Below are 21,120 nucleotides of genomic sequence, written 5' to 3' on the forward strand. Positions count from 1 at the left end.
CGGCAGATGGGCCGCTCCCACATGGCGAGACCGTTATCCTGTCGGCGAACCGGGGCCCGAGTTGGCTTTGATCGCGTCCTGGAGAGAGGCCGCGCTCTCCTTCCACGATCGCCAGACGGGGTGGCTTCCGGCAAGCGGGCGGTCGACAATCCATCGAGCCAGAAAGGTTGCAAGTCCCTCGGGGGTATCGGTGTGAAAATACGAGGGGTAATCACCCGCAACTTCCCTGAATACGGACAGCGATCTTGCGATAACCGGCTTGCCTCGCTGCGCCGCTTCGATGAGGGGTAGTCCATAGCCTTCGCCATGCGAGGCAGCCAGGAGCGCGGTAGCCCGCTTATATACCGTCTCCAGTGTCTCGTCGTCGGCATCGTCAAGCCAGAACAGGCGCTTGCCCTTCTCTGCATGCATCTGGAGTCGCTCGGCGAGTTCCTTCACGAGCCAGCCGCGGTGGCCCACGATGATCAGGCCGATGTCCGCGCCCGATTCCCAAAGCAGCTCCATGGCATCCAGTACCTGCTCATGCCCCTTGCGCGGTTCGACTGTACCGACCATCAACAACGAGGGTCGTGCGCACATGGCGTGCTCGAGGCGTGAGTCGAGACTACCGCTCCGGCGCTCCTTGCCCGCCTCGGCGCCGAGTTCGAAGCTGGTGATGACCGGCTGACGTCCGGTCGTGTGCTCTCCCAGCCATGTCGCGACTTCACCGGCCGTCGTGCGCGAGATGCAATGCAGCGCATCGCCAACGTCGGCAATCGTCGTCATCCACTCCGTGAAACGCTCCTGGGACTGTGCATGGAACGCCCATGGCATCGTGATCGGCAGAAGGTCGTAGACGATGAAATGTACGGGTACGCCGGCCCGCCGCCAGGTGCGCAAAAGCGGCGCGCTGGAAGGCAGGCTTTCCATCGCCCAGTCCAGTCCGACGTACACTTCGTTCCCGGTAATGGCCACGATGTCGTCGGGCAAGTCGCCAGGCGGATCGATTCCGATCAGCCGGCACGCATAGTCATGGGCGTGGTGGAAACGCCCCTCGCGGTACGCGACCGGTTCGATCCGCACACCTTCTGGCGGGTGGGCGAGCCACTCGCGCAGGATCGAGCGGACGACACGGTGAACTCCCGTGCCCAGGTCGTTCGCGGCGATATGGGTCACGTCGACAAGCCAGCGAACGTGCTTGCCTGGCGCCGCCCGGGTCAAAGCGTCCGCGACGCGGGCGAGATCGTCATCCGACAGAACGGGCGCGACCGACGCGGCGATCGCCTGTTCGACCACGCACTGCTGCGCCAGCGCGTGGTTTCGCGCTAAGCCGGTGTCTTCCTCCTCCAGCAAAGTAAGCCAGTCGGCCGCGGACGTCGCCCCCCGCAATCGCGCATACCCACCCAGGCGATACCGGTCGGCGGCGAGCGCCGGGCCGGCGTCGGGCAGCGGGCCCGACCATGCCACGCTACCTGGCCACCGTCGCAGCCGAGGCAGGGTCTCGGCCACATTTGTCGCGTTCACCCGATAATGCGGCAAACGCGGTAGGGAGCGAATAGTGCTCTCGCGGACCTTGCGACCGACTCCGACGACTGCGGATTCGATTGCTGCACACGCACGCGCGGCAACCGCCTGCCAACTGAATTGCGAGGCGCGTTCGAGTCCCTGGCGGCGCAGGCGCACTGCCAACTCGGCATCGGTCAGCACAGCTTCCATGCGGGCGCTCATCGCGCTGGGTTGGGTCGCGTCGAACATCGCGTCTGGACTTCCGACGACTTCGGGTAGGCTGGTGGCATCGTTGACGATGGTCGGTGCGCCGCATGCCATCGCTTCCAGGGGCGGAAGGCCAAAACCCTCTCGCGTCGAAGGAAAGACAAAAAGCGAACACGCTTGGTAGAGGCGGACGAGTTCCGCATCCGTTACGTAACCGGTGAACACCACATCGTTCGCCCGTAGGCGCGTCGCAGCCATGGTCTCGGCGATACGCTCGGCTGCCAGGGCATCGACGCGTCCGACGAGGACAAGGGTGTGTTTGGCTCGGAGTGCGTCGGGCAGGGATGCATATGCTTCGACGAGCGCAAGAGCATTCTTCCGAGCGTCGAACCCGCCGTTGTACATGATGAAGGGACGCGTGATGCCAAAGCGTTCCTGCAGAAGCGTCGTGTGACTGTCGCCAGGGGGTGACGGTGCGAAACGCGCGTCGACGCCAGCTCCGATGGCGACGATCCGTTCGGGGGCAACGCCCAGCCGTTCGATCGCGTCGGAGCGTACCCACTCGGAAATGGCGAGCAGCAGGTCGCAGCGTTTCAGCACCTCGATCCGATGCATATACCAGTCACGGGGCCTCGCTTGGCCGAGTTGCCTTGGGTCGTGCAGGGGGATGAGGTCGTACAGCGTCGCCACGGTGAATGCCTGGGGCAGCTCGTGTGGGACCAACGCGTCGTCGTTGAGTCCCTCGATGACACTGCCGAGCCAGACGACGTCGGGCCTCTCCACATCAAGGGCATGTGTGAATATACGCTCGGCTGCCTCGCGCCGTGCGTCGTTCGCGTGATCGTCGAACGATGTATTCCGTAGTGGGCCGACGGTGCGCCGTCGGACGTGCTCGCGACCGTCGGCCAGCGCGTCGATCGCCTCGTCGACGCCATCGAGCGCCGCATTGAACAAGACCGTGGTGTCATGCACGCCGTGAGATAGTCCGGCGAACGCACGAGTCACCGACATGCAATACCGACCAATGCCACGGTGTCGGCTGTCGGTCTGCACGCCCTGCATGTCGATGACGATCTTCACTTCCTGGGATCCCCGCGCATCCGGTCGTAGGCACGCCGGCTCGCATCAGGCAGCCGCGACGCGTCCACATCGAGTGCCGCCTCGGGATGGATGGCCCGATGGGCCGCGGTGCGCAGCTTGCCGTCGAGTGCGGGAAATCGGTACACGAGGTCGACGATCGCACGCTTGAGCGCGGGGTGGCGTCCCAGGAAATGGAGGAGGTTGCGGAGGCCGCGCCGGAACAAGGCGTTCATGCCGGTGGCTCATCCAGTGCGCGGCGCAACGCCGCACGCGCACCCTCGACGGAGAAGTGGCGGCGGACATTTTCCAACCCGGCATCGGATAGCCGCAGCCACAGCGCCTCGTCGTGATAAACGCGATCGATCGCGTCCGCCATAGCCTGCGCTTCGTCATGGATCAATGCGTCCACCCCGTCCTGCAGGTACATTCCCTCCGCCGCCAGCGTCGTCACTACCACAGGCAATCCGTGGCTCATCGCCTGGTTTACCTTGCCTTTGACGCCCGCCCCGAACCGCAACGGCGCCACGGAAATCCGCGTCCCCGCAAGGATGGGTGCAAGGTCTTCGACACGACCATGGATCGCCATGCCTTCGCGTTGGATAGCGCGACGCGTGGTGTCGTCGATGTCGCCGACCACATGGAAGATGATCGACGGGTCGCGTTCGCGCACCTTGGGCAACACATGCGTGGAGAACCAGCGCACGGCGTCCTCGTTCGGTGGGTGTCCAAAGCCACCTACGAAAAGCAGGCCACTTCGCGAGTCGAAGGCTGCCGCTCGCCCAGCAACGTCGTGGATGTTGCTAACGAGCTCGACGCGCGAATGCGGCGCCTCGTTCGTGAGAATGTCTCGTTCGTCTTCGCTGACGACAAGAGTCACGTCGGCACGCTCGACCATCGCCAGCTCTCGCCGGCGCGATCGTGCGGCCTGGCGAGCGAGCGAGGCGTTCAACGTCAGCGTCGCGGCGCGTTCTTCGCGTATATAGTGGAGGTCCACGGTGTCGAAGACGATACGAGCCCGTGGCGCCACGCGGCGGGCGAGGGCGAGATACTGGTCGGCCACCGGCAGGCGGCAGAGCATGATGGCGTCCAGTGTGCCGCCGTGCTCGCGCATCCACGCGGCGGGACCACTGCGATGAACCTGGACTCCGAGTTCGGCGAGGCACGCCACATCACGCGCCGTCGCATCGGCGTCATCCGCGATGAAGTCGACATGCCAGCCATCGGCATTAAGCAGTTCGAATATCTGGCACAGGCGCATCGAGCCGGAGTCACGCGTCGGATCAGGCGTCATCCTTTCAATGACGAGGATTCTTCGGGTGGTGCTGCCGCCGGTCGGCTCACGCAGAACGATGGGACTTAAGTCTTCGTAAGTCGCCTTGGCGTCGACGCCACGATCGCGCATCATTCGCCGCAACGTCCCGCGCCAGCCGCGAATAGCGATGCTGCCCTTCACACGGCGTAGCAAATGGCTTATCCGCCGCAGCTTCCACCCAATATCCATCAGAGGTTCTGGTAATTCGGCCCCGAGCCACCTTCCGGCGTCACCCAGGTGATGATCTGGTAGGGATCCTTGATGTCGCATGTCTTGCAATGCACGCAATTGGCCGAGTTGATCTGCAAGCGCTTGCCGGCGTCGTCCTGGACGATTTCGTAGACGCCCGCCGGGCAGAACTTCTCGCAGGGATTGCCGTATTCGGTGGTGCAGCGTTCGATACAGATGGAGGTATCGGCCACCTTCAGGTGCACCGGCTGGTCCTCGTCGTGCTCGGTGGCGGCGAAGTAGACGCTGGCCAGGCGATCGCGCGGGGCCAGCGTGCGGTCCACGTAATCCTTCTTCGCGGCTTCGTACTGGCCGAGCTTGTCCAGCGACGACCAGTCCGCGTGGTTCTTCATCGTCCACGGCGAACGACCGCCGGTCACGGTTTCCCAGGCGGCATTGATGAGGCCGAACCAGAGACCCTTGTTGAAGCCGGGACGGATGTTACGCACCTTCTTCAGCTCGCTCATCACGGCCGAGGCGCGCAGCTTCGCGTCCCAGCCGGCCGGATCGAGCGTGTTCGCGGCCAGGTGCTCCGCGGCGAGCATGCCCGAGGCGATCGCCTGATGGGTGCCCTTGATCTTCGGCACGTTGACCAGGCCGGCGGAGTCGCCGATCAGGATCGCGCCAGGCATCTCGACCTTGGGCAGCGACTGGAACCCGCCCTCGATGATCGCGCGCGCGCCGGCCGAGAGGATACTGCCGCCCTCGAGCAGGCCCTTCACGTTCGGGTGGTGCTTGAACTGCTGGAACGCCTCGAACGGCGAGAACGTCGGGTCGGGATAATCGAGGCCGACGACAAACCCGACTGCGACGCGATCCTTGTCCAGGTGATAGAGGAAGCTGCCACCGTAGGTGTCATTGGCCAGCGGCCAGCCGGCGGTGTGCACCACCTTGCCTGCCTCGCCACGACCCGGAGGCAGCTGCCAGAGTTCCTTGATGCCGATGCCGTAGGTCTGCGGATCGCTGTCCTTGTCCAGGTCGAAATGCTTGATCAGCGACTTGCCGATGTGGCCGCGGCAGCCTTCGGCCAGCACGGTGACCTTGGCGCGGATGTCGATACCTTCGGTGTAGCCGGGCTTGTGCGTACCGTCGCGCGCCACGCCCATATCGCCGATGCGCACCCCGTTCACCGCGCCGGCCTCGTCGAACAGCGCCTCGGACGCGGCATAGCCGGGGAAAACGTCCACGCCGAGCGCTTCGGCCTGTGGGGCCAGCCACGCGCACAGCGCGCCCAGGCTGACGATCACGTTGCCGTGGTTGTTCATCTGCGGCGGCGTCACCGGCAACTTGGTGCCCGAGGCGTGATCGCGCAGCAGCCAGAATTCGTCCTTCGTCACCGGGACGCACACCGGCGGCGGACTGTTACGCCACTCGGGTAGCAGTCGGTCCAGCGGCGCGGTCTCGATGACCGCGCCCGAGAGGATCTGCGCCCCGATGGTGGAGGCCTTCTCGATCACACAGACGGTGATCTCCGGATTGAGCTGTTTCGTACGCATCGCGAACGCCAGTCCGGCGGGGCCGGCCCCGACGACGACGAGGTCGTATTCCATGGTTTCGCGTTCGCTCATGGCTGGCTCACTCAATCTTGGCTGGCGACAGGGGTCAACCCGGCATTGTCCGGCTTCCCCCGCGCGCGGGCAAATCGCCGTTTAAAACTGGGCGGGTTGCACGACCTTCACATTCGGCGTTCATAATCGACCCATGCGCAAGGAGAGTTCATGAATACGATGCCGCCGGTGGCCGACACCGACATGCGCCGCGCCACGCTGTTGCAGATACTGCATTGGCTGGCGATCGGAAGGGTCCAACCCCAGGCCCTCTCGGACGTCTACCAGAACGCGATAGAACGCCTGAACCCCCGGCTCAACGCCTACGTGGACTTCAGCGTCTCCCTGATCCAGGAACAGTCGCTTGCCGCCGATCGGCGGCGCCGCGAGGGCGTGATCGGACGCCTCGACGGCATTCCCATCGCCATCAAGGACAATTTCGACGTGGCCGGCGTGCCCACGCGCGCGGGCATGCGGCGTCGCGGCAATGTGCCGGAGGAGGACGCGCACATCGTTGCGCGCCTGCGCGCTTCGGGCGCCGTCCTGCTGGGCAAGACCAACATGGACGAAGGCGCGCTGGGCCTGACCACCAACAATCCGTTCCATGGCGCAACGCACAATCCGCATCGCCTTGGATACACCGCGGGCGGTTCGTCCGGTGGCGCGGCGGCCGCCGTGGCCTCTGGCCTGGCTGTCGCGGCGATCGGCTCGGATACCCTCGGCTCCATTCGTGTGCCGGCGAGCTACTGCGGCGTCTACGCCCTCAAACCGACGCACGGCGAGATCTCTGCCCGCGGCCTGGTTCCGGCAGCCCGTCGCCTGGACGCCGTGGGCTTGCTGGCGCGCGGCATCGACGATCTCACCGTGCTCCTGCAGACACTGGCCGGCTACGACGCCGACGATGCTCGCTCACGCCGCCGCCGCGTCGCGTTCTCGCCGCCCGATTGGGAGCCGGGCAACCTGCGCGCAGGTTTCCTGCCGGATCTCGCCACGGTCGGCGTCGAGCCCGACGTGATCGAGGTCTTCGAGGCCGCCCTGGTCAAACTCACCGGCGAACTGGGCGAGCGTCGTACCGTCGATTTCTCGGACTGGGATTTCGCCAGGACCCGCCGCGCCGGCCTGTTGTTGATGGAAGCCGAGATGCTCAACACGTTTGCGGACGAGCTGGCGGATGAGGCCTACCCGGTCTCGCCGGGTTTCCGCCAGATGGTCGATTTCGCGGCGCGCAAATCGGCGGCCGACTATGTCGCCGCGGATCGTGTGCTCGACGACGCGACGTTGAAGATGCGTCGTCTTTTCGCGCAGGTCGATGTGCTGGTCATGCCGACGACGCCGCAGGGTGCTTTCCCGCTGGATGGCCCCGTGCCTGCCTCGCAGGCGGACCTGTGCAGCTTCGCCAGCCTCGCCGGATGCCCTTCGGTAAGCATCCCGATGGGCACACTGGCCAATGGCATGCCGATCGGGATGCAGCTGGTGGGCGCGCGTGGTTCGGATCTGCGCCTGCTGGAGCTGGCGGCAGTGTGTGCGTCGTCGCTGGACGCCGAGCCGGCGTATCCGGTTGAGCCTGGCTGAAAGCATCGCCGCTGAAGCGGCTCCCACAGAAAGCCCGATGCCTGTGTGGGAGCCACTCCCAGCAGGGCCCAGGCCCGGTGTGGGAGCCGATTCATCGGCGATGCCCTCTGTGGGAGCCGATTCATCGGCGATGCCCTCTGTGGGAGCCGCTTCAGCGGCGATACCCCTGTGGGAGCCGATTCAGCGGCGATGCCCTCTGTGGGAGCCGATTCATCGGCGATGCCCTGTAGGAGCCGCTTCATCGGCGATGCCCCTGTGGGAGCCGATTCATCGGCGATCCGCGCATCAGCGCGACCAGGTCACCAGGAGGACCTCACTTCGCCGCCGCGCCCGTCTCCAACGTCCACCCCACGACCTCACGCGACACCTTATCCATCGCCCGCCCAAACGCTTCGACCACCCGCGGCACGTCCTTTCCATCCACCGGCTCGTGCACTTCGAAGCGACGACTGCCGACGATCTGGTGTTTGCGGGTGGCCGCGAGCACGGCGTCGTAGCGGATCACCACCTCCGGCTTGCCGCCGACGTATTCCGTCTGGAACGCCGTGAGGGCGCCGCCGAGCTCCACATCCGCGCCGAGATTGCTTTCGTCGGTGCTCAACGCGGCGACACGGCCACTGTCACGAAACGCATCGGCCAGGCGATCGCGGAACAGGTGCGTGGTGCTGTCGCTCCACCGCGCGCCTGCGTAAACGGTGATCTGGTTCGACTCGGGGACGACGGCGATGCGGGCGTTGTCCAGGGCGCGCGGCGCATTCGGCGCGGCGATGCGCAGCGCCCAGGGCACCGGCGTGGTCGCGGCCGGACGTGCGCCGGGCGCGGCAGGCAAGGTGTAGATCTTCGGCGTCTCGGCCTTGGGCAGGATCGAGCACGCCGTCAGCAGCGCGAGGAGCAGCGGAGTGGCGAGGCGGGCACGCTTCATGGGGTGAACTCCTTCACTTTCTCGCGGCCAAAGAGGTAGCCACTGGGGTTCTCGTCGAGGCGACGGGTGATCGAGCGTAGCGAGGTCAGCGTGTCGCGCAGCTCGCGCAGGGCCGGGGCCAGTTCGCCCAGGCTCGCCGCGCCACCGTTGATGGCGTCGCTGTTGTCGTTGAGCAGGCGGTCGACCGAGGCCATGGAGTGCTCGAGCGAGGCCATCGCGTGTTGCGCGCTCTCCAACGTGGCCTTGCCCTGGCCCTCGATCAGGCCGTTGGCGTTGTGCACCAGCTTCTGGCTTTCGGCCAGCGTCGCGTTGGCCTGGGTCGTCGCCGTGGTGAGCTGCTTGATCAACGTGCGGATGTCCTCGCGCTCGTCGGCGATCACGCCGGTGGTCTGGTCCAGATGGTCCAGCGTACGTTCGATCCGATGCACGTTCTCTTTCGAGAGCAGTTCGTTGGCCCGCACGGCGGCCTGGCTGATATTGGTGATGAGGTCTTCGCCATTGGCAAGCAGCCGCGCGAGCGGCGACGGATCGGCGATGATCACCGGCACCTCGCCGTCGTGACCGACCAGCAATGGGCTTCCGGGCGATCCGCCCGACAGCTGGATGATCGCCACGCCGGTGACACCGGTGAGTGCGAGCTTGGCGTGGGTGTCCTTGCGCAGCGGGGTGTCACCGACCACGCGGACGCGGGCCAGCACCCGGCGCGGGTCTTCGGGGTCCAGCCGCAGTTGCATGACGTCGCCCAGCCGGATGCCGTTGTATTGCACGGCACCCCCCTTCGACAGGCCGGTGACGGCCTCGTTGAAGACAATGTCGTAGTAGTTCCATTCCTGGTCCGAATGGGCCTTCGCCAACCAGACACCAAAGCCGAGGCCGGCGAAGACAACGAGGACGGTGAACAGTCCTATGAGGATGTGATGCGCGCGCGTTTCCATGGTGTCAGTCCTTGCCTTTGTGGGCGGCGAAGGTGGCCGCGCGACCGCGCGGTCCGTTGAAATAAGCCTGTACCCAGGGATCGTCGGTGCGGGCGACCTCGTCGATCGGCGCGGCGGCCAGCACGCGCTTCTGCGACAGCACGGCCACCCGGTCGCAGGTGGAGTAGAGGGTGTCGAGGTCGTGTGTGACCAGGAAGACGGTGAGGCCCAACGCGTTGCGCAAGGTCACGATGAGGCTGTCGAACGCGGCCGCGCTGATCGGATCCAGGCCCGCGGTCGGCTCGTCGAGGAAGAGGATTTCCGGATCCAGGGCCAGTGCGCGGGCGAGAGCGGCACGCTTGATCATGCCGCCGGAAAGCTCCGACGGGTATTTGCGTCCCGCATCCACGGGCAGGCCCGCCAGGGCGAGCTTCACACCGGCCAGGCGCGTGGCGTCCATGCGGGGCAGGCCGGCATGTTCGATCAGCGGCAGCGCCACGTTTTCGGCCACGGTCAACGACGAGAACAGTGCTCCGCTCTGGAACAGCACGCCGAACCGGCGTTCCACCTGCGAGCGACGCTCCTCGGGCAGGGACAGCAGGTTTTCGCCGAACACCCGCACCTCGCCGGCGATCGGCCGCACCAGGCCGATGATCGTGCGCAGCAGCACCGACTTGCCGGTGCCCGAGCCGCCGACGATGCCGATGATCTCGCCGCGATAGACGTCGAGGTCCAGGTTTTCGTGCACCGTCTGCGTGCCGAACCGGTTGATCAGTCCGCGCACCTCGATGACCGTTTCACGAGCCGGGACATTGGCTGCCTGTGCGTTCACCAGCCCATCTCCATATAGAAGAGTGCGGCGAGGGCATCGAGCAGGATCACCACGAAGATCGACTGCACCACCGCCGAGGTCGTGTGTTCGCCGACCGACTGCGCGCTGCCGGACACCTTGAAGCCTTCCATGCAGCCGATCACCCCGACCATGAAGGCGAACACCGGCGCCTTGGCCATGCCGACCAGGAACTGGGTCAGCGACATGTCCTCCTGGAGCATCGACAGGAACATCGACGGCGACATCTTGAGCACCGTCAGGCAGACCACGCCGCCGCCGACGATGCCGGCGATCATGGCGATGAAGGTGAGCAGGGGTAGCGCGATCAGCAGCGCGAGTACGCGCGGCAGCACCAGCAGCTCGATCGGATCCAGGCCGAGGGTGCGAATCGCGTCGATCTCCTCGCGCGCCTTCATCGACCCGATCTGGGCGGTGAAGGCACTGGAGGTGCGGCCGGCCAGGAGGATGGCGGTGAGCAGCACACCGAACTCACGAAGGAAGGCGAAGCCGATCAGGTCGACGGTAAAGATGCTGGCGCCATAACTGGCAAGGGCCGTCGAGCCGAGGAAGGCCACCACCGCGCCGACCATGAAGGAGAGCAAGGCCAGGATCGGTACCGCATCCAGTCCGGTCTGTTCGATATGGGAGACCAGCGCGGTGACGCGCCAGTGTTTCGGCCGCAGCACGGTGCCGGCGAAGCCCTGCAGGGTGATGCCGATGAAGCCCAGCAGCTTCGCCGTCTGCTTCCAGAACGAGCCCATGGCCTTGCCGATGCGCTCGAGCAGGACGACGAAGCCGGCGTCCCTCGGCTTCCTCACACCTTTACAATAGGTGTCGATCGCGTCGCCGACCGTCTTCAGCAGGGCACGGCGTGCCGGCGGGAGCGTTTCGTCCTGGGCCAGTGCCTGGGTGCGCTGGCTGCCGAGCATCTCGGCGATGACAAACGCACCCGAGGTATCCATGGCGCCGAGGCCGTGGATGTCCACCGTCACGTCGTTACCCACGGTCCCGGCCAGTTCGTTGGCCCGGGCCTGCAACGCCATGTAATGGACCAGGGTCCAGTCCCCGCTCAGGGCAAGGCGCGCACCACCCGCATCGCGGGTGAGGTGGGCCGATCCGGGCAGGGAAGGTGGCGTCATGGGCGAAGGCTAGCAGATGCCGATGCTGCGTTTGCGCTTGGCCTGACGGCCTTCGCGGCCCGATAATGCGAGGCTGCTCCCGCCGACATTCCCCTCCAAGGTACGACGATGACCGACAAGACCGAACTCAACGCCTCCCACCGTGAACTCGGCGCCCGCATGGTCGACTTCGGCGGCTGGGATATGCCGATCGCCTACGGCTCGCAGATCGAGGAGCACCACGCGGTGCGCAAGGACGCCGGCATGTTCGACGTCTCCCACATGACCGTGGTCGACCTCACCGGCGAGCGCACCCGCGAGTTCCTCCGCAAGCTGGTCGCCAACAACGTCGACAAGCTGGCCAAGTCCGGCAAGGCGCTCTACACCTGCATGCTTGACGAGACCGGTGGTGTCATCGACGACCTCATCGTCTACTTCCTGCGCGAAGACTTCTTCCGCCTGGTCGTCAACGCCGCGACCCGCGCGAAGGACCTGGCCTGGATCGAGAAGCAGGCCGCCGCGTTCGGCGTCACCGTGCGTGAGCGCCCCGAATTCGGCATGATCGCCGTGCAGGGTCCGAACGCGCGCGAGAAGCTCATCGGTCTCCTGCCGGAAGACATCCGCGAGAAGGCGCGCAAGCTCGGCAAGTTCGCCGCCCTCGAATGCGAAGGCCCGAACGGCATGCCGCTCTTCCTGGCCCGCACGGGTTATACCGGCGAGGACGGTTTCGAGGTCGTCGTGCCGAACAAGCGCGTGGTCGAACTGTGGAACCTGCTGCGCGAAGCGGGGGTAGCCCCGGCCGGCCTCGGTGCGCGCGATACGCTTCGCCTGGAAGCCGGGATGAACCTCTACGGCCAGGACATGGACGAGACCGTCACTCCCTGGGAGGCCGCGCTTGCCTGGACCATCTCGCTCGACGAAGGCCGCGACTTCATCGGCCGCCAGGCCCTGGAGAAGCAGAAGGCCGACGGCGTGCCTCGCGTGATGGTCGGCCTGGTGATGGACGAGAAGGGCGTGCTCCGTCACGGCCAGAGAGTCATCGCCGCCAATGGTGAAGGCGAAATCCTTTCCGGCGGTTTCGCCCCGACCCTCGGCAAGTCGGTCGCCTTTGCGCGGCTGCCGGTCGGCGAGCACGGCGCTGTGCGCGTCGATATCCGCGGCCGCGAAGTGCCGGTGCGCGTGGTGAAGTTCCCCTTTGTCCGTGACGGCCAGCCGATGCCGGGCATCGTCGACGGTTGATTCGCCTTACACATATATATATGTAGCTGACGAAGGGGTCGCCGAGAGGCGGCCCCTTCGTGCTTACCGGCTCAGCGCTTCCCGACCTCGTGGGGCGCGAGGACGATATGGGCTTCGCCGCGGGCTCCACTGAGCGGCTTGTCGTCGGTGCCGTAGTTCCCGCCGCGCTCGATCACGTAGAACGAATCGATATAGTCATTGGCGTTCTCGAACCATGCAGATGGCATGGCCTTGAGGATCTCATGGGCGATCTTCGACACGCCGGCGACGATGAGGGCGGGAGGCGCCTCCGGCGCGATCAGTAGGGAAAGGTCGCCCGTCGCCTTGGTCACGGCTTCGGCGAGTTCCTTGAAGTTCGTATTTCCGTCTTCCTCGAACAACTGCACATTCACGTAGTTCGTGCCGTAGTCGGTCCAGTTGATGAGATCCATGCCGGGGGTGTACAGGCGCTTGTCGTGATCCAGCCAGGGCATGTCCTTGGTGATGATCTGGGCCTTGCCGTCGGCACCGACGCCCGAGACGATCGCAAAGACCTCGGCATCGCCCTCGATGTTCGGTTCGTGGTCCTTGGTCAGGTAGATGCTCTTGAGCAGGGTGAGTTGTTCGCCGGGGCGACCATCGGCGATCCCGGTCAGCTTGATGTTCGAGCGCGAGGCGCTCTGCAGGAGCGGCCGGCCGTGATCTTGCAGTGTCGCGTTCATCACGCCGACGCCGGCGCGCAGCGCCGCGCCGCTGTCCGATTCGACGATCAACATGGGCGCCGCGGGCACCGCGTCGAGGTCGTAGCGATGCTCCGCACCGGTGGTATCGAATGCCACGACCTGCTTGGCCCCCGACACCGGATCGCGACTGATCGTCGCCGTCCAGAAGCTCGCCGCCGGTAGCGGCTGCGTCGCGTCGACGCCGTGTACGCGCAGGTCGATCATGGTGTCGAGTGCGCCGGTCAGCCCGCGCAGTTCGATCGCCTGGCGTTCCAGGTCGCGCAGGTGAGCGACCTCGTCGGCGCTGGTCGGGCCATGCAGTTCGCGAAGGACATCGGCAAGGGATGCCTTGCCCTTGACGAGGTGTCCGCTCAGGGCGCCGTCGAAGCCCGGGTCGGTTGCAAGGGCGGCGACCCCCCGGGCCATGTCCTCGCGGACGTCGCCGATCGTGGCGGCGTCCTTCGCCATGAGCGAGGCGGGCAGGGCGAGCGAGATCATCGCGCCGAGCAGGCGGGTGGTGAATATCCGTTTCATAGGGTGCTCCATTTGAGGGAAGGGCAATGCCGTCGCGGTGTCGGGGATTCCCTAGCCGCGAGATGAAACTAGCTCAGCGTGGAAATGAAGCGATGCCGGGGATGTGGCCGCCAGCGTGTAAGGGGTCGCTGGCGACGGCGCTTTCCCGCGCCGCGCATCCCGGTACAATTGACCGGCGCACCACCCCGCCCCGGCCCCGATTCAACGAGGAACTCCCCATGAGCGACAAAGAAATTCCTGGCGATCTGAAATTCCGAAAGTCCCACGAGTGGGTGCGCGTCGAGCAGGACGGCACGGTCACCGTCGGCATCTCCGACCACGCGCAGGCCGCGCTGGGCGATCTGGTTTACGTCGAACTGCCCGAAGTCGGCTCGACCGTGAAGGCTGATGAAGGCGTGGCCGTCGTCGAGTCGGTCAAGGCGGCTTCCGATATCTACGCGCCGCTCTCCGGCGAAATCACCGAGGTCAACACCACCCTGAGTGACAATCCGGAAACGATCAACGAAGACGCATACGGCGAAGGCTGGATCTTCAAGATGAAGCTCGACGACAAGTCCGAACTCGACGGTTTGTTGACGGCCGACGAGTACGCCGAGGTTGCCGAGAACGACGACCACTGAGCCGAGTCGGCACGCTCGATCTTCACGCCGGTCGTCCTCGACCGGCATTTTTTTGTCCGAAATGCCTCTCCGGCGAAATTTTTTTTTACCGTCAGTAGAGCTTCGTTCATCCGCCAAATCTGCCCCGACGCACCGTGTCGGACGGCGCCTCTTTTTTCTCCGATCGTCGCGTGTCGTCGGCGGATCGTTCGTGGCAATGAACAAGAAAACATCTTTATTTAAGCTATTTGCTGAACCGATGAAGCGCGCCGGTGTTTTTTATTTTGGAAGGCCATTCCCTTTTCGAGCTAACCGATAAGCCCGCGTCATGCCCCCCAAGAGGTCGCCGACGGAAGGGTTATGCATCCGCAAGGTCTTCAATTCATAGCCAAAGTTTATTGACAGCGGATATGTTCAGGAATAGCTTTTGCGTCAATTGACGGGGAACCCGATATGGAATTAGGAAAATTCATCAGGCCGTACGTCGAACACGGCAACAAAGCGGGGGCGGTTCGCAAGATCACTGTCTCCATTCCGCTGCATGTGCTCCGACTGCTTTCCGATGAACGTACTCGCCGCCAGGTGAACAATTTAAGGCACGCAACGAACAGCGATCTGCTGGTTGAAGCGTTCCTTCATGCTTTTACTGGGCAACCACTGCCAACTGATGAGGAGCTGAGACGAACCATGGCCACTGCCAAGAAAGCCACTGCCAAGAAGTCCGCCGCCAAAAAGGCGACGAAGAAGTCCACCGTGAAGAAGACCGCCGCGCGCAAGTCGCCGGCTAAGAAGGCCTCGACCCGTAAGGTCGCGACCAAGAAGGCTGCGACCCGCAAGTCGCCGGCCAAGAAGGCTGCTGTCAAGAAGGTCGCCCGCAAGGCTTCCGTCAAGAAGGTCGCCGCCAAGAAGGCCGTGAAGAAGGCCGTCAAGAAGGCTTCCGTAAAGAAGACGGCGCGCAAGGCTGCACCGCGCAAGGCCGCCGCTCCGCGTAAGGCTGCATCGAAGAAGGTTGCCGCCGCCAAGGTCGTTCGTGCGACCAAGGCTGCCAAGCCGGCGAAGGCTCCGCGCGTCGCCAAGGCCGCCAAGGCAGCCAAGTAATAAGCGTTACCTTCCAATAAGAAAGCTTGTTACGAATTATCTCCCCGCGGTGCCCAGCGCGGGGAGACACTTCGAAACCTTGACCCCGGCCCTGCCGGGGTTATTCATTTCAGGGCCGCGGTTTCTTGCCCCCCGGAAAACCTCCTAGACCGCCGCGCTGGATTCACGCGGCCATTACGGTTACCTTGTCGCCACATCGCGCTGCGGAGGACGGGGGGTCCTTCGCGTCAAGCCATCAGGGGGCGCGCGCTATGCGGAGTCCGCTTTCGACCGCCATGGATAATCGTCATCGCATTCCTTCGCGCCATTTCGCGCGCGGCGCCGTCAATCCCGTGACACTCACCGTTATCGCCATTGTCCTGGCGCTGGCAGTCGCGGCCTGGTTCCTCATCATCAAGCCCTACCGCGATGCCAATGCCGGCGTCGCACCGGTGACCGCCGCGGCGACGAAGCCGGGTGCCACGCGCGACACCCCGGCCAACGTCGATGCGCTCAGTGTCGACCAGCTCCTGGCCGAGGCGCGCACGGCGATGAACGAGCAACGCCTCGTCGCCCCGTCGGGCAACAATGCTTTCGAGTTCTATATGAAGGTATTGCAGAAGCAGCCGGGTAACCCCGTCGCGGCCGACGCACTACGCGAAACCTTCTCATACGGCGCCGCCGCTACCGAACAGACGATCAACCAGCGCGACTTCAACGAAGCCCAGCGCGAGATCGACCTCCTCGCCAAGGCCGACCCCGAAAACTACACGCTCACGATCCTGCGCTCCAAGCTCGACGCCCAGCGCAAGACACTGGACCGCGAGCAGCAGCAGGCGGTCGACGCCCAGAAGGCCCAGCAGTTGGCCCAGCAGAACGCCGCGAGCGCGGCCAAGCTGCAAGCCGAACAGCAGGCCGCCGCGGCCGCCGAGGCGCAGCGACTGCAAGCGGCACGTGAGCAGGCCGCTCGCGTCGCGCAGCAGCAGCCAGCGGCAGCAGCGGCACCTGTCGCCGCCGCGCCGCGTCCGGCCGCTCGCGCGGCATCGGACGAGTCGATCAGCGAGGCCGTGTTGATCCGCCAGGTGAATCCGCGCTACCCGACGGCGGCCATGCGGGCGAATCAGGAAGGCTGGGTCGATGTCGAGATGACCGTGGGCGCCGACGGTGCCGTGGGCAACGTCTCAGTGGTCGACGCACAGCCCAAGCACGTCTTCGACCGTTCGGCGATCGACGCGGTGAGCAAGTGGGAATTCAAGCCCGCCACCCGAAATGGCGAGGCGATCTCGGTGACCCTCCGCCGACGGTTGCAGTTCAACCTCGGCAGATAAAACAAGGCCCCGCGAGGGGCCTTGTTTTATGCCGACTCCCCGTTTTCTTCAGGGCTTCTTTTTCTTCGTCGTCTTCGCCGGTGCAGCCTTCTTCGAGGCGGCTGCTTTCTTCGTGGTGGCCGCTTTTTTCGTCGTCGCCGCTTTCTTCGTCGGCGCGGCAGCCGGTGCGGTGTGGGCCGAGCCTTCCACGCCGGCCCAGTCGACGTGATTCAGGCCGAGGAGGTCGTCGAACACCATCGGCATCAGGCCGGCCGGGATCGGCCCGGCGCCATTCCACATGGTGACCACGCCGGCGTGATACTTCGGGAAGAAACCGATCATGGTGCGGTAGCCCGAGACGGCGCCCGCGTGGAAGATCAGGTCCTCGTTGGCGTACTTGAACACGCGCCAGCCCAGCGCGTAGTGCGCGTCGGTGACGCGGGCGCGACGCCAGGGCAGGGAGTGCACCTCGGACGGCGTATCGACCTCGGCGGCGTGCAGCACGTCCAGCGAGGGCGTGGGCAGCACATCGGGCCGGCCGCCCATCTGCGCCATCAGCCATTGCTCCATGTCGCGCAGGCTGGCATTGACGCCGGCCGCGGGGGCCACGCGGTAGTAGCTGTCGTTGGGTTCGTAGGGAATCCAGTTGTGCGGGCCGCCGCGATGCGGTCGCGCCCAGCTCTTGCTCGCCTCGAGGGCGTCGCGGCCGTAGCTGGCGGTGGTCATGCCCAGCGGCGCGAAGATGCGGCGCTCCACCTGACGGAAGAAATAATCGCCGGTGGTGGCGTAGATCACGTCGCCGATCATGCTGAAGGCGACGTTCTGGTACCCGTAGCAAGCGCCTACCTTGCAGGACAGGTCGACCTCGTCGAGCTTGCGCACGAGTTCTTCGTACGGCATGTCGGCTTCGAGCATGTTGTCGTAGGTGTTGCGCGGCAGCCCCAGGCGCTGGCCGAGGATATCGCGTACGGTGGCCTGCTGTGCGGCCTGCATGTCCTTGAGCTTGAAGTAGGGGATCGTGTCGATCAGCTTGGTGTCCCAGCTGAGGAAGCCCTGGCGGACGAGCACGGCGGTGACGCCGGTCGCAAAGGCTTTCGACAGCGATGCCAGGCGAAAGACGGTTTCCGGGGTCGCGGGTTCTTTCGTCTTGGCGTTGGCATAGCCGATCGCACGCTCGTAGACGACCTTGTCGTCCACGATCACGGCCGTGACGATGGCCGGCGCGGCGTCGCGGGCCTCGGCGGCGTCGAGCCAGCGCTTGTAGTCCTCGACCGTTTGCTTGATGCGTTCGGGCGGCAACTTCACGGCTTCGGGATCGGCGTGGACGACCGGCGGTTTTTGCGGCGGTGGCGCCGCGGCCATGGCGAAAGGAGCGGCGACGGCGCAGGCGATGGCGCAAGCGAGCAGGGAAGCGGAACGAAACGACATGCTTATCTCGCGGGTCGAGGCGTGGGGACACGCCGCGGGAAGGGGGGACGTCAGCGCGCTGATCGTCATCCGGGTCATTGTCTTTTACTTCATGGCCGGGAACAACGCATGGTTGTGCACAACGCTGAATGGAGCGCATCGCCCGTGAAGCGGCCGCGGCGGCGTGTCGGGGCGTATCGCCGATGAATCGGCTCCCACAGGGGCGCTCTCGCAAGGGCGCTGCGGCGGCGCAGCAAGAGGCGTGATAGGCTTTCGTCAGCTCCCATCGGATCACGTCGGCCACCTGTGAATACACGTCGACATCCCACGCTGGGCGAGGGCGCGACCCTGGCTCTTTCGGTCATCGCCTTTTTCTTCGTGATGACCTCTTACTACGTGATCCGACCGGTCCGCGACCAGCTGTCAGGCGCCGCCGGCTCGTCGTCGCTGCCGATGTTCTACGCGATCGTGCTGGTGGTGATGCTGGCGCTTACGCCCGTATTCGGCTGGCTGGTCTCGCGTTTTCCGCGCAAGCGCGTCCTCCTGGGAAGTTACCTGTTCTTTGCCGCCTGCCTGGTCGGTTTCATCCCGGCGTTTGCGGCGCAGGACCGTATCGGCGCGGTCGCGCTAGGCCGAGTCTTCTTCGTCTGGGTCAGCGTGTTCAACCTGTTCGTCGTGTCGCTGTTCTGGAGCTTCATGGCGGATATCTACCGCAGCGTGCAGGCGCGGCTGATGTTTCCGTTCATCGCGTTCGGCGGGATGGCGGGCGCGCTGGCCGGGCCGTTGACGACGTCCCTGCTCGTCGCTCGCATCGGCGTGCCGGCACTGCTGCTGGTCTCCGCGGTGGCCCTGCTGATCGCCCTGGGCCTGTTGCTGGCGTTGTCGACCGGCGGCACGGCCAACGACACCAGCGGTGGCGCGCCGGTCGGCGGCTCGTTGCTGGACGGCGCGAAGGCGGCGTTCGCTCAACCGTTCCTCCGCTACATGGCCATCCTCATGCTGCTCAGCGACGGTATCGCCACGCTGGCCTACGCGCTGATGGCCGACTACACGAAGCTCCATTACCCCGGTATCGCGGCGCGCACGGCGTTCTACGCGGACCTGGACCTGGCGATCAATGGCTTCGGCGCCGTGCTGCAGCTCACCATCACCCCGCTGATCCTGCGCGGCCTGGGCGCGCTGTGGGCCATGGTGCTGCCTACGCTGGTCAATTTCGTCCTGCTGGCTCTGCTCGGTATCTACGGGCCCGCCGACATCGCGCTGTTCGGCTCGGTCGTGTCGCTGCTGACGATCGTGCAGATCGGCACGCGCGGGATGACCTACGGCATGACCAAGCCGGCATCGGATGCGTTGTACACACGGATGCCTCGCGACGCGCGCTACAAGGGCAAGAATTTCATCGAGACCACCGTGTGGCGCTTCGGCGATCTGCTGGTCACCTCGGCCCTCAGTGCGCTGCGCGGGCTCGGCGTCGGCATCGCCGGGCTCGGACTGATCAGTGCCGCGCTCTGTGGCGTGGCCACTATCGTGGCCCGTCGGGCGGCGACGTCGCCCGACCTCCTGCCGGAGTCGGGCGCGAAGGACACCTAGCTGGTGATATAGCTCTCGAGCTGGTTGATCGTCTGTTTCTGCTCGGAGATCACCGCCTTGACCAGGTCGCCGATGGAGATCACGCCGACGACGCGGTCGCCGTCTCGCACCGGCAGGTGGCGCAGGCGTCCATCGGTGCACAGGCGCATGCAATCGTCCACCGTGGCGCTGGTCGATACGGTGATGACCGTCGGCGTCATGATGTCGGCGACCGGCGTGTCGCGGGACGACCGGTCTTTCAGGATGACTTTCCGGGCGTAGTCACGCTCGGAAACGATCCCGACCAGCTCGCTGCCCTTGAGGACGACCAGCGCGCCGACGTTCTTCTCGGCCATCTGGCGAATCGCCTCGTAGACCGGCGCGTCGGGCGCCACCGCATAGACTTCCTTGCCCTTCGATTCCAGGAGATGCTTGACCTGCTGCATGCTCGACCCTCCGCGTGGAGGCGGCGCGTCGCCGCGATGGCTCAGTGTAACGCCGCTTGCGGCCCCAGGGGGTCATGCTCAGGTGAAAGGCGGCTGGCCGCCATGGCGGGAGTCCACGTAGTAAAGCGGGCGCCGCTTGGATTCGGCATAGGTCCGGCCGACGTATTCGCCGATCACGCCCAGGGCGAGCAGCTGGATGCCGCCCAGGAACAGGATCACGACCATCAGGGTGGGGTAGCCGCGCACCGGGTCGCCCCAGAGCAGTACCTTCATCAGCACCCATATCCCGTAGAGGAAGGCGAGTACGGCGGCCGAGAGGCCCACCCAGGTCGCCAGGCGCAAAGGCGCGGCCGAAAAGGAGGTGATGCCCTCGATAGCGAGGTTGCCCAGACGCCAGTAGTTCCACTTGGTCGTGCCGGCATAGCGGGCATCGCGGTGGTAGGTCACCGCGGTCTGCCGGTAGCCGATCCAGGCGAACAGGCCTTTCATGAATCGCTGCCGCTCGCGCAGGCCGCCCAGGGCGGTCACGGCGCGGCGCGAAAGCAGGCGGAAGTCACCGGTGTCGCGCGGCAGCGGCGTGTCGGAGAGACGCTCCATGAGGCGATAGAACGCGGCGGAAGTGAATTTCTTGAAGCGGGTCTCACCGTCGCGGGCGCCGCGTGTCGCGTAAACCACATCGAAGCCTTCGCGCCAGCGCTCGATGAGCGCGGGAATGAGCTCGGGAGGGTCTTGCAGGTCGGCGTCGATGACGACGACGGCGTCGGCATCGGCGGTGTCCAGGCCGGCGGTCATGGCGGCTTCCTTGCCGAAGTTGCGTGATAGCCGCAGTGCCACGGCACGCCCGTCCGCACCGGCGATAGCGCCGAGCTTCTGCCAGGTGTCGTCGCTGCTGCCGTCGTCGACGTAGATGACGCGGGCGCTGGCGTCGATACCGTCGAGTACCGCGCCGAGTCGCGCGTGGAACGCGTCGATGACGTCGCTCTCGTTATAGGCGGGGACCACGATGGCCAGGGAGAAGGTCATG

The 21,120-nt window shown here is 65.4% G+C and carries 18 protein-coding genes; 6 read left to right on the forward strand and 12 right to left on the reverse strand.

The features are described 5' to 3' along the window. Window positions 1–33: 33 nt before the first annotated feature. The 4 genes from VM621_RS02885 to VM621_RS02900 are packed head-to-tail and all read right to left on the reverse strand — an operon-like array spanning window position 34 to window position 5,880. Window positions 34–2,772 (reverse strand): glycosyltransferase family 1 protein, encoded by a 2,739-nt coding sequence (locus VM621_RS02885; RefSeq protein WP_325467485.1) that lies wholly within the window; start codon window positions 2,770–2,772, stop codon window positions 34–36. Then, on the reverse strand, window positions 2,769–3,005 hold the full coding sequence (locus tag VM621_RS02890; RefSeq protein ID WP_325467486.1) for a hypothetical protein: 237 nt from the start codon (window positions 3,003–3,005) through the stop codon (window positions 2,769–2,771). The genes VM621_RS02885 and VM621_RS02890 overlap by 4 nt, the downstream gene beginning before the upstream one ends. Then, window positions 3,002–4,354 (reverse strand): glycosyltransferase, encoded by a 1,353-nt coding sequence (locus VM621_RS02895; protein WP_325467487.1) that lies wholly within the window; start codon window positions 4,352–4,354, stop codon window positions 3,002–3,004. Before VM621_RS02895 ends, VM621_RS02890 begins: the two co-directional genes overlap by 4 nt. Next, window positions 4,273–5,880 (reverse strand): electron transfer flavoprotein-ubiquinone oxidoreductase, encoded by a 1,608-nt coding sequence (locus VM621_RS02900; protein WP_325467488.1) that lies wholly within the window; start codon window positions 5,878–5,880, stop codon window positions 4,273–4,275. Before VM621_RS02900 ends, VM621_RS02895 begins: the two co-directional genes overlap by 82 nt. 150 nt (window positions 5,881–6,030) lie before the next feature. On the opposite strand from VM621_RS02900, the gene VM621_RS02905 reads away from it, so the two are divergent. Next, complete coding sequence (locus VM621_RS02905; RefSeq protein ID WP_325467489.1) at window positions 6,031–7,431, forward strand: amidase; 1,401 nt, start codon at window positions 6,031–6,033, stop codon at window positions 7,429–7,431. 313 nt (window positions 7,432–7,744) lie between these two features. Here VM621_RS02905 and VM621_RS02910 read toward each other — a convergent pair whose 3' ends face one another. From VM621_RS02910 to VM621_RS02925, 4 genes are read right to left on the reverse strand one after another with little or no spacing between them, the layout of a single operon-like run. Beyond that, window positions 7,745–8,353, reverse strand: a complete 609-nt coding sequence (locus tag VM621_RS02910; RefSeq protein ID WP_325467490.1) for an ABC-type transport auxiliary lipoprotein family protein — start codon at window positions 8,351–8,353, stop codon at window positions 7,745–7,747. Next, window positions 8,350–9,288, reverse strand: a complete 939-nt coding sequence (locus VM621_RS02915) for an MlaD family protein (protein WP_325467491.1) — start codon at window positions 9,286–9,288, stop codon at window positions 8,350–8,352. Before VM621_RS02915 ends, VM621_RS02910 begins: the two co-directional genes overlap by 4 nt. A gap of 4 nt (window positions 9,289–9,292) precedes the next feature. Continuing rightward, a complete protein-coding gene (locus VM621_RS02920; RefSeq protein ID WP_325467492.1) occupies window positions 9,293–10,099 on the reverse strand; it encodes an ABC transporter ATP-binding protein in 807 nt (268 codons plus the stop codon). Then, on the reverse strand, window positions 10,096–11,238 hold the full coding sequence (locus VM621_RS02925; protein ID WP_325467493.1) for an ABC transporter permease: 1,143 nt from the start codon (window positions 11,236–11,238) through the stop codon (window positions 10,096–10,098). The genes VM621_RS02920 and VM621_RS02925 overlap by 4 nt, the downstream gene beginning before the upstream one ends. 108 nt (window positions 11,239–11,346) lie before the next feature. Here VM621_RS02925 and gcvT point away from each other — a divergent pair, with 108 nt between their 5' ends. Then, window positions 11,347–12,456 carry a glycine cleavage system aminomethyltransferase GcvT gene (gene gcvT / locus VM621_RS02930; RefSeq protein ID WP_325467494.1) on the forward strand — a complete coding sequence of 370 codons (1,110 nt, stop codon included), beginning with the start codon at window positions 11,347–11,349 and terminating at the stop codon, window positions 12,454–12,456. Between the two features lie 71 nt (window positions 12,457–12,527). Here the strand turns inward: gcvT and VM621_RS02935 are convergent, their stop codons facing one another. Beyond that, entirely contained in the window at window positions 12,528–13,691 is a 1,164-nt protein-coding gene (locus tag VM621_RS02935) for a DUF3103 family protein (RefSeq protein WP_325467495.1), read from the reverse strand. A 218-nt stretch (window positions 13,692–13,909) separates the two neighbouring features. Between VM621_RS02935 and gcvH the strand changes: the two genes are divergently transcribed. The 3 genes from gcvH to VM621_RS02950 all read left to right on the forward strand — a co-directional run bounded on the left by gcvH (window position 13,910) and on the right by VM621_RS02950 (window position 16,695). Continuing rightward, window positions 13,910–14,311 carry a glycine cleavage system protein GcvH gene (gcvH, locus tag VM621_RS02940; protein ID WP_325467496.1) on the forward strand — a complete coding sequence of 134 codons (402 nt, stop codon included), beginning with the start codon at window positions 13,910–13,912 and terminating at the stop codon, window positions 14,309–14,311. 432 nt (window positions 14,312–14,743) lie between these two features. After that, entirely contained in the window at window positions 14,744–15,388 is a 645-nt protein-coding gene (gene metJ, locus VM621_RS19530) for a met regulon transcriptional regulator MetJ (protein ID WP_345786043.1), read from the forward strand. A 275-nt stretch (window positions 15,389–15,663) separates the two neighbouring features. Further along, on the forward strand, window positions 15,664–16,695 hold the full coding sequence (locus VM621_RS02950) for an energy transducer TonB (protein ID WP_325467497.1): 1,032 nt from the start codon (window positions 15,664–15,666) through the stop codon (window positions 16,693–16,695). Between the two features lie 48 nt (window positions 16,696–16,743). Here VM621_RS02950 and VM621_RS02955 read toward each other — a convergent pair whose 3' ends face one another. Beyond that, the gene (locus tag VM621_RS02955) at window positions 16,744–18,102 is read right to left on the reverse strand and encodes a serine hydrolase domain-containing protein (RefSeq protein ID WP_414674480.1); all 1,359 of its coding nucleotides are present in this window, start codon (window positions 18,100–18,102) and stop codon (window positions 16,744–16,746) included. A gap of 285 nt (window positions 18,103–18,387) precedes the next feature. On the opposite strand from VM621_RS02955, the gene VM621_RS02960 reads away from it, so the two are divergent. Further along, the gene (locus VM621_RS02960; RefSeq protein ID WP_325467498.1) at window positions 18,388–19,671 is read left to right on the forward strand and encodes a translocase; all 1,284 of its coding nucleotides are present in this window, start codon (window positions 18,388–18,390) and stop codon (window positions 19,669–19,671) included. Here the strand turns inward: VM621_RS02960 and VM621_RS02965 are convergent. Beyond that, complete coding sequence (locus VM621_RS02965; protein WP_325467499.1) at window positions 19,668–20,096, reverse strand: CBS domain-containing protein; 429 nt, start codon at window positions 20,094–20,096, stop codon at window positions 19,668–19,670. The two genes, VM621_RS02960 and VM621_RS02965, sit on opposite strands and share 4 nt — an antisense overlap. 78 nt (window positions 20,097–20,174) lie before the next feature. Then, window positions 20,175–21,119 carry a glycosyltransferase family 2 protein gene (locus tag VM621_RS02970; RefSeq protein WP_325467500.1) on the reverse strand — a complete coding sequence of 315 codons (945 nt, stop codon included), beginning with the start codon at window positions 21,117–21,119 and terminating at the stop codon, window positions 20,175–20,177. Window position 21,120: the final 1 nt, after the last annotated feature.

Source organism: Luteibacter sp. (assembly GCF_035539195.1).
GTDB lineage: Bacteria > Pseudomonadota > Gammaproteobacteria > Xanthomonadales > Rhodanobacteraceae > Luteibacter.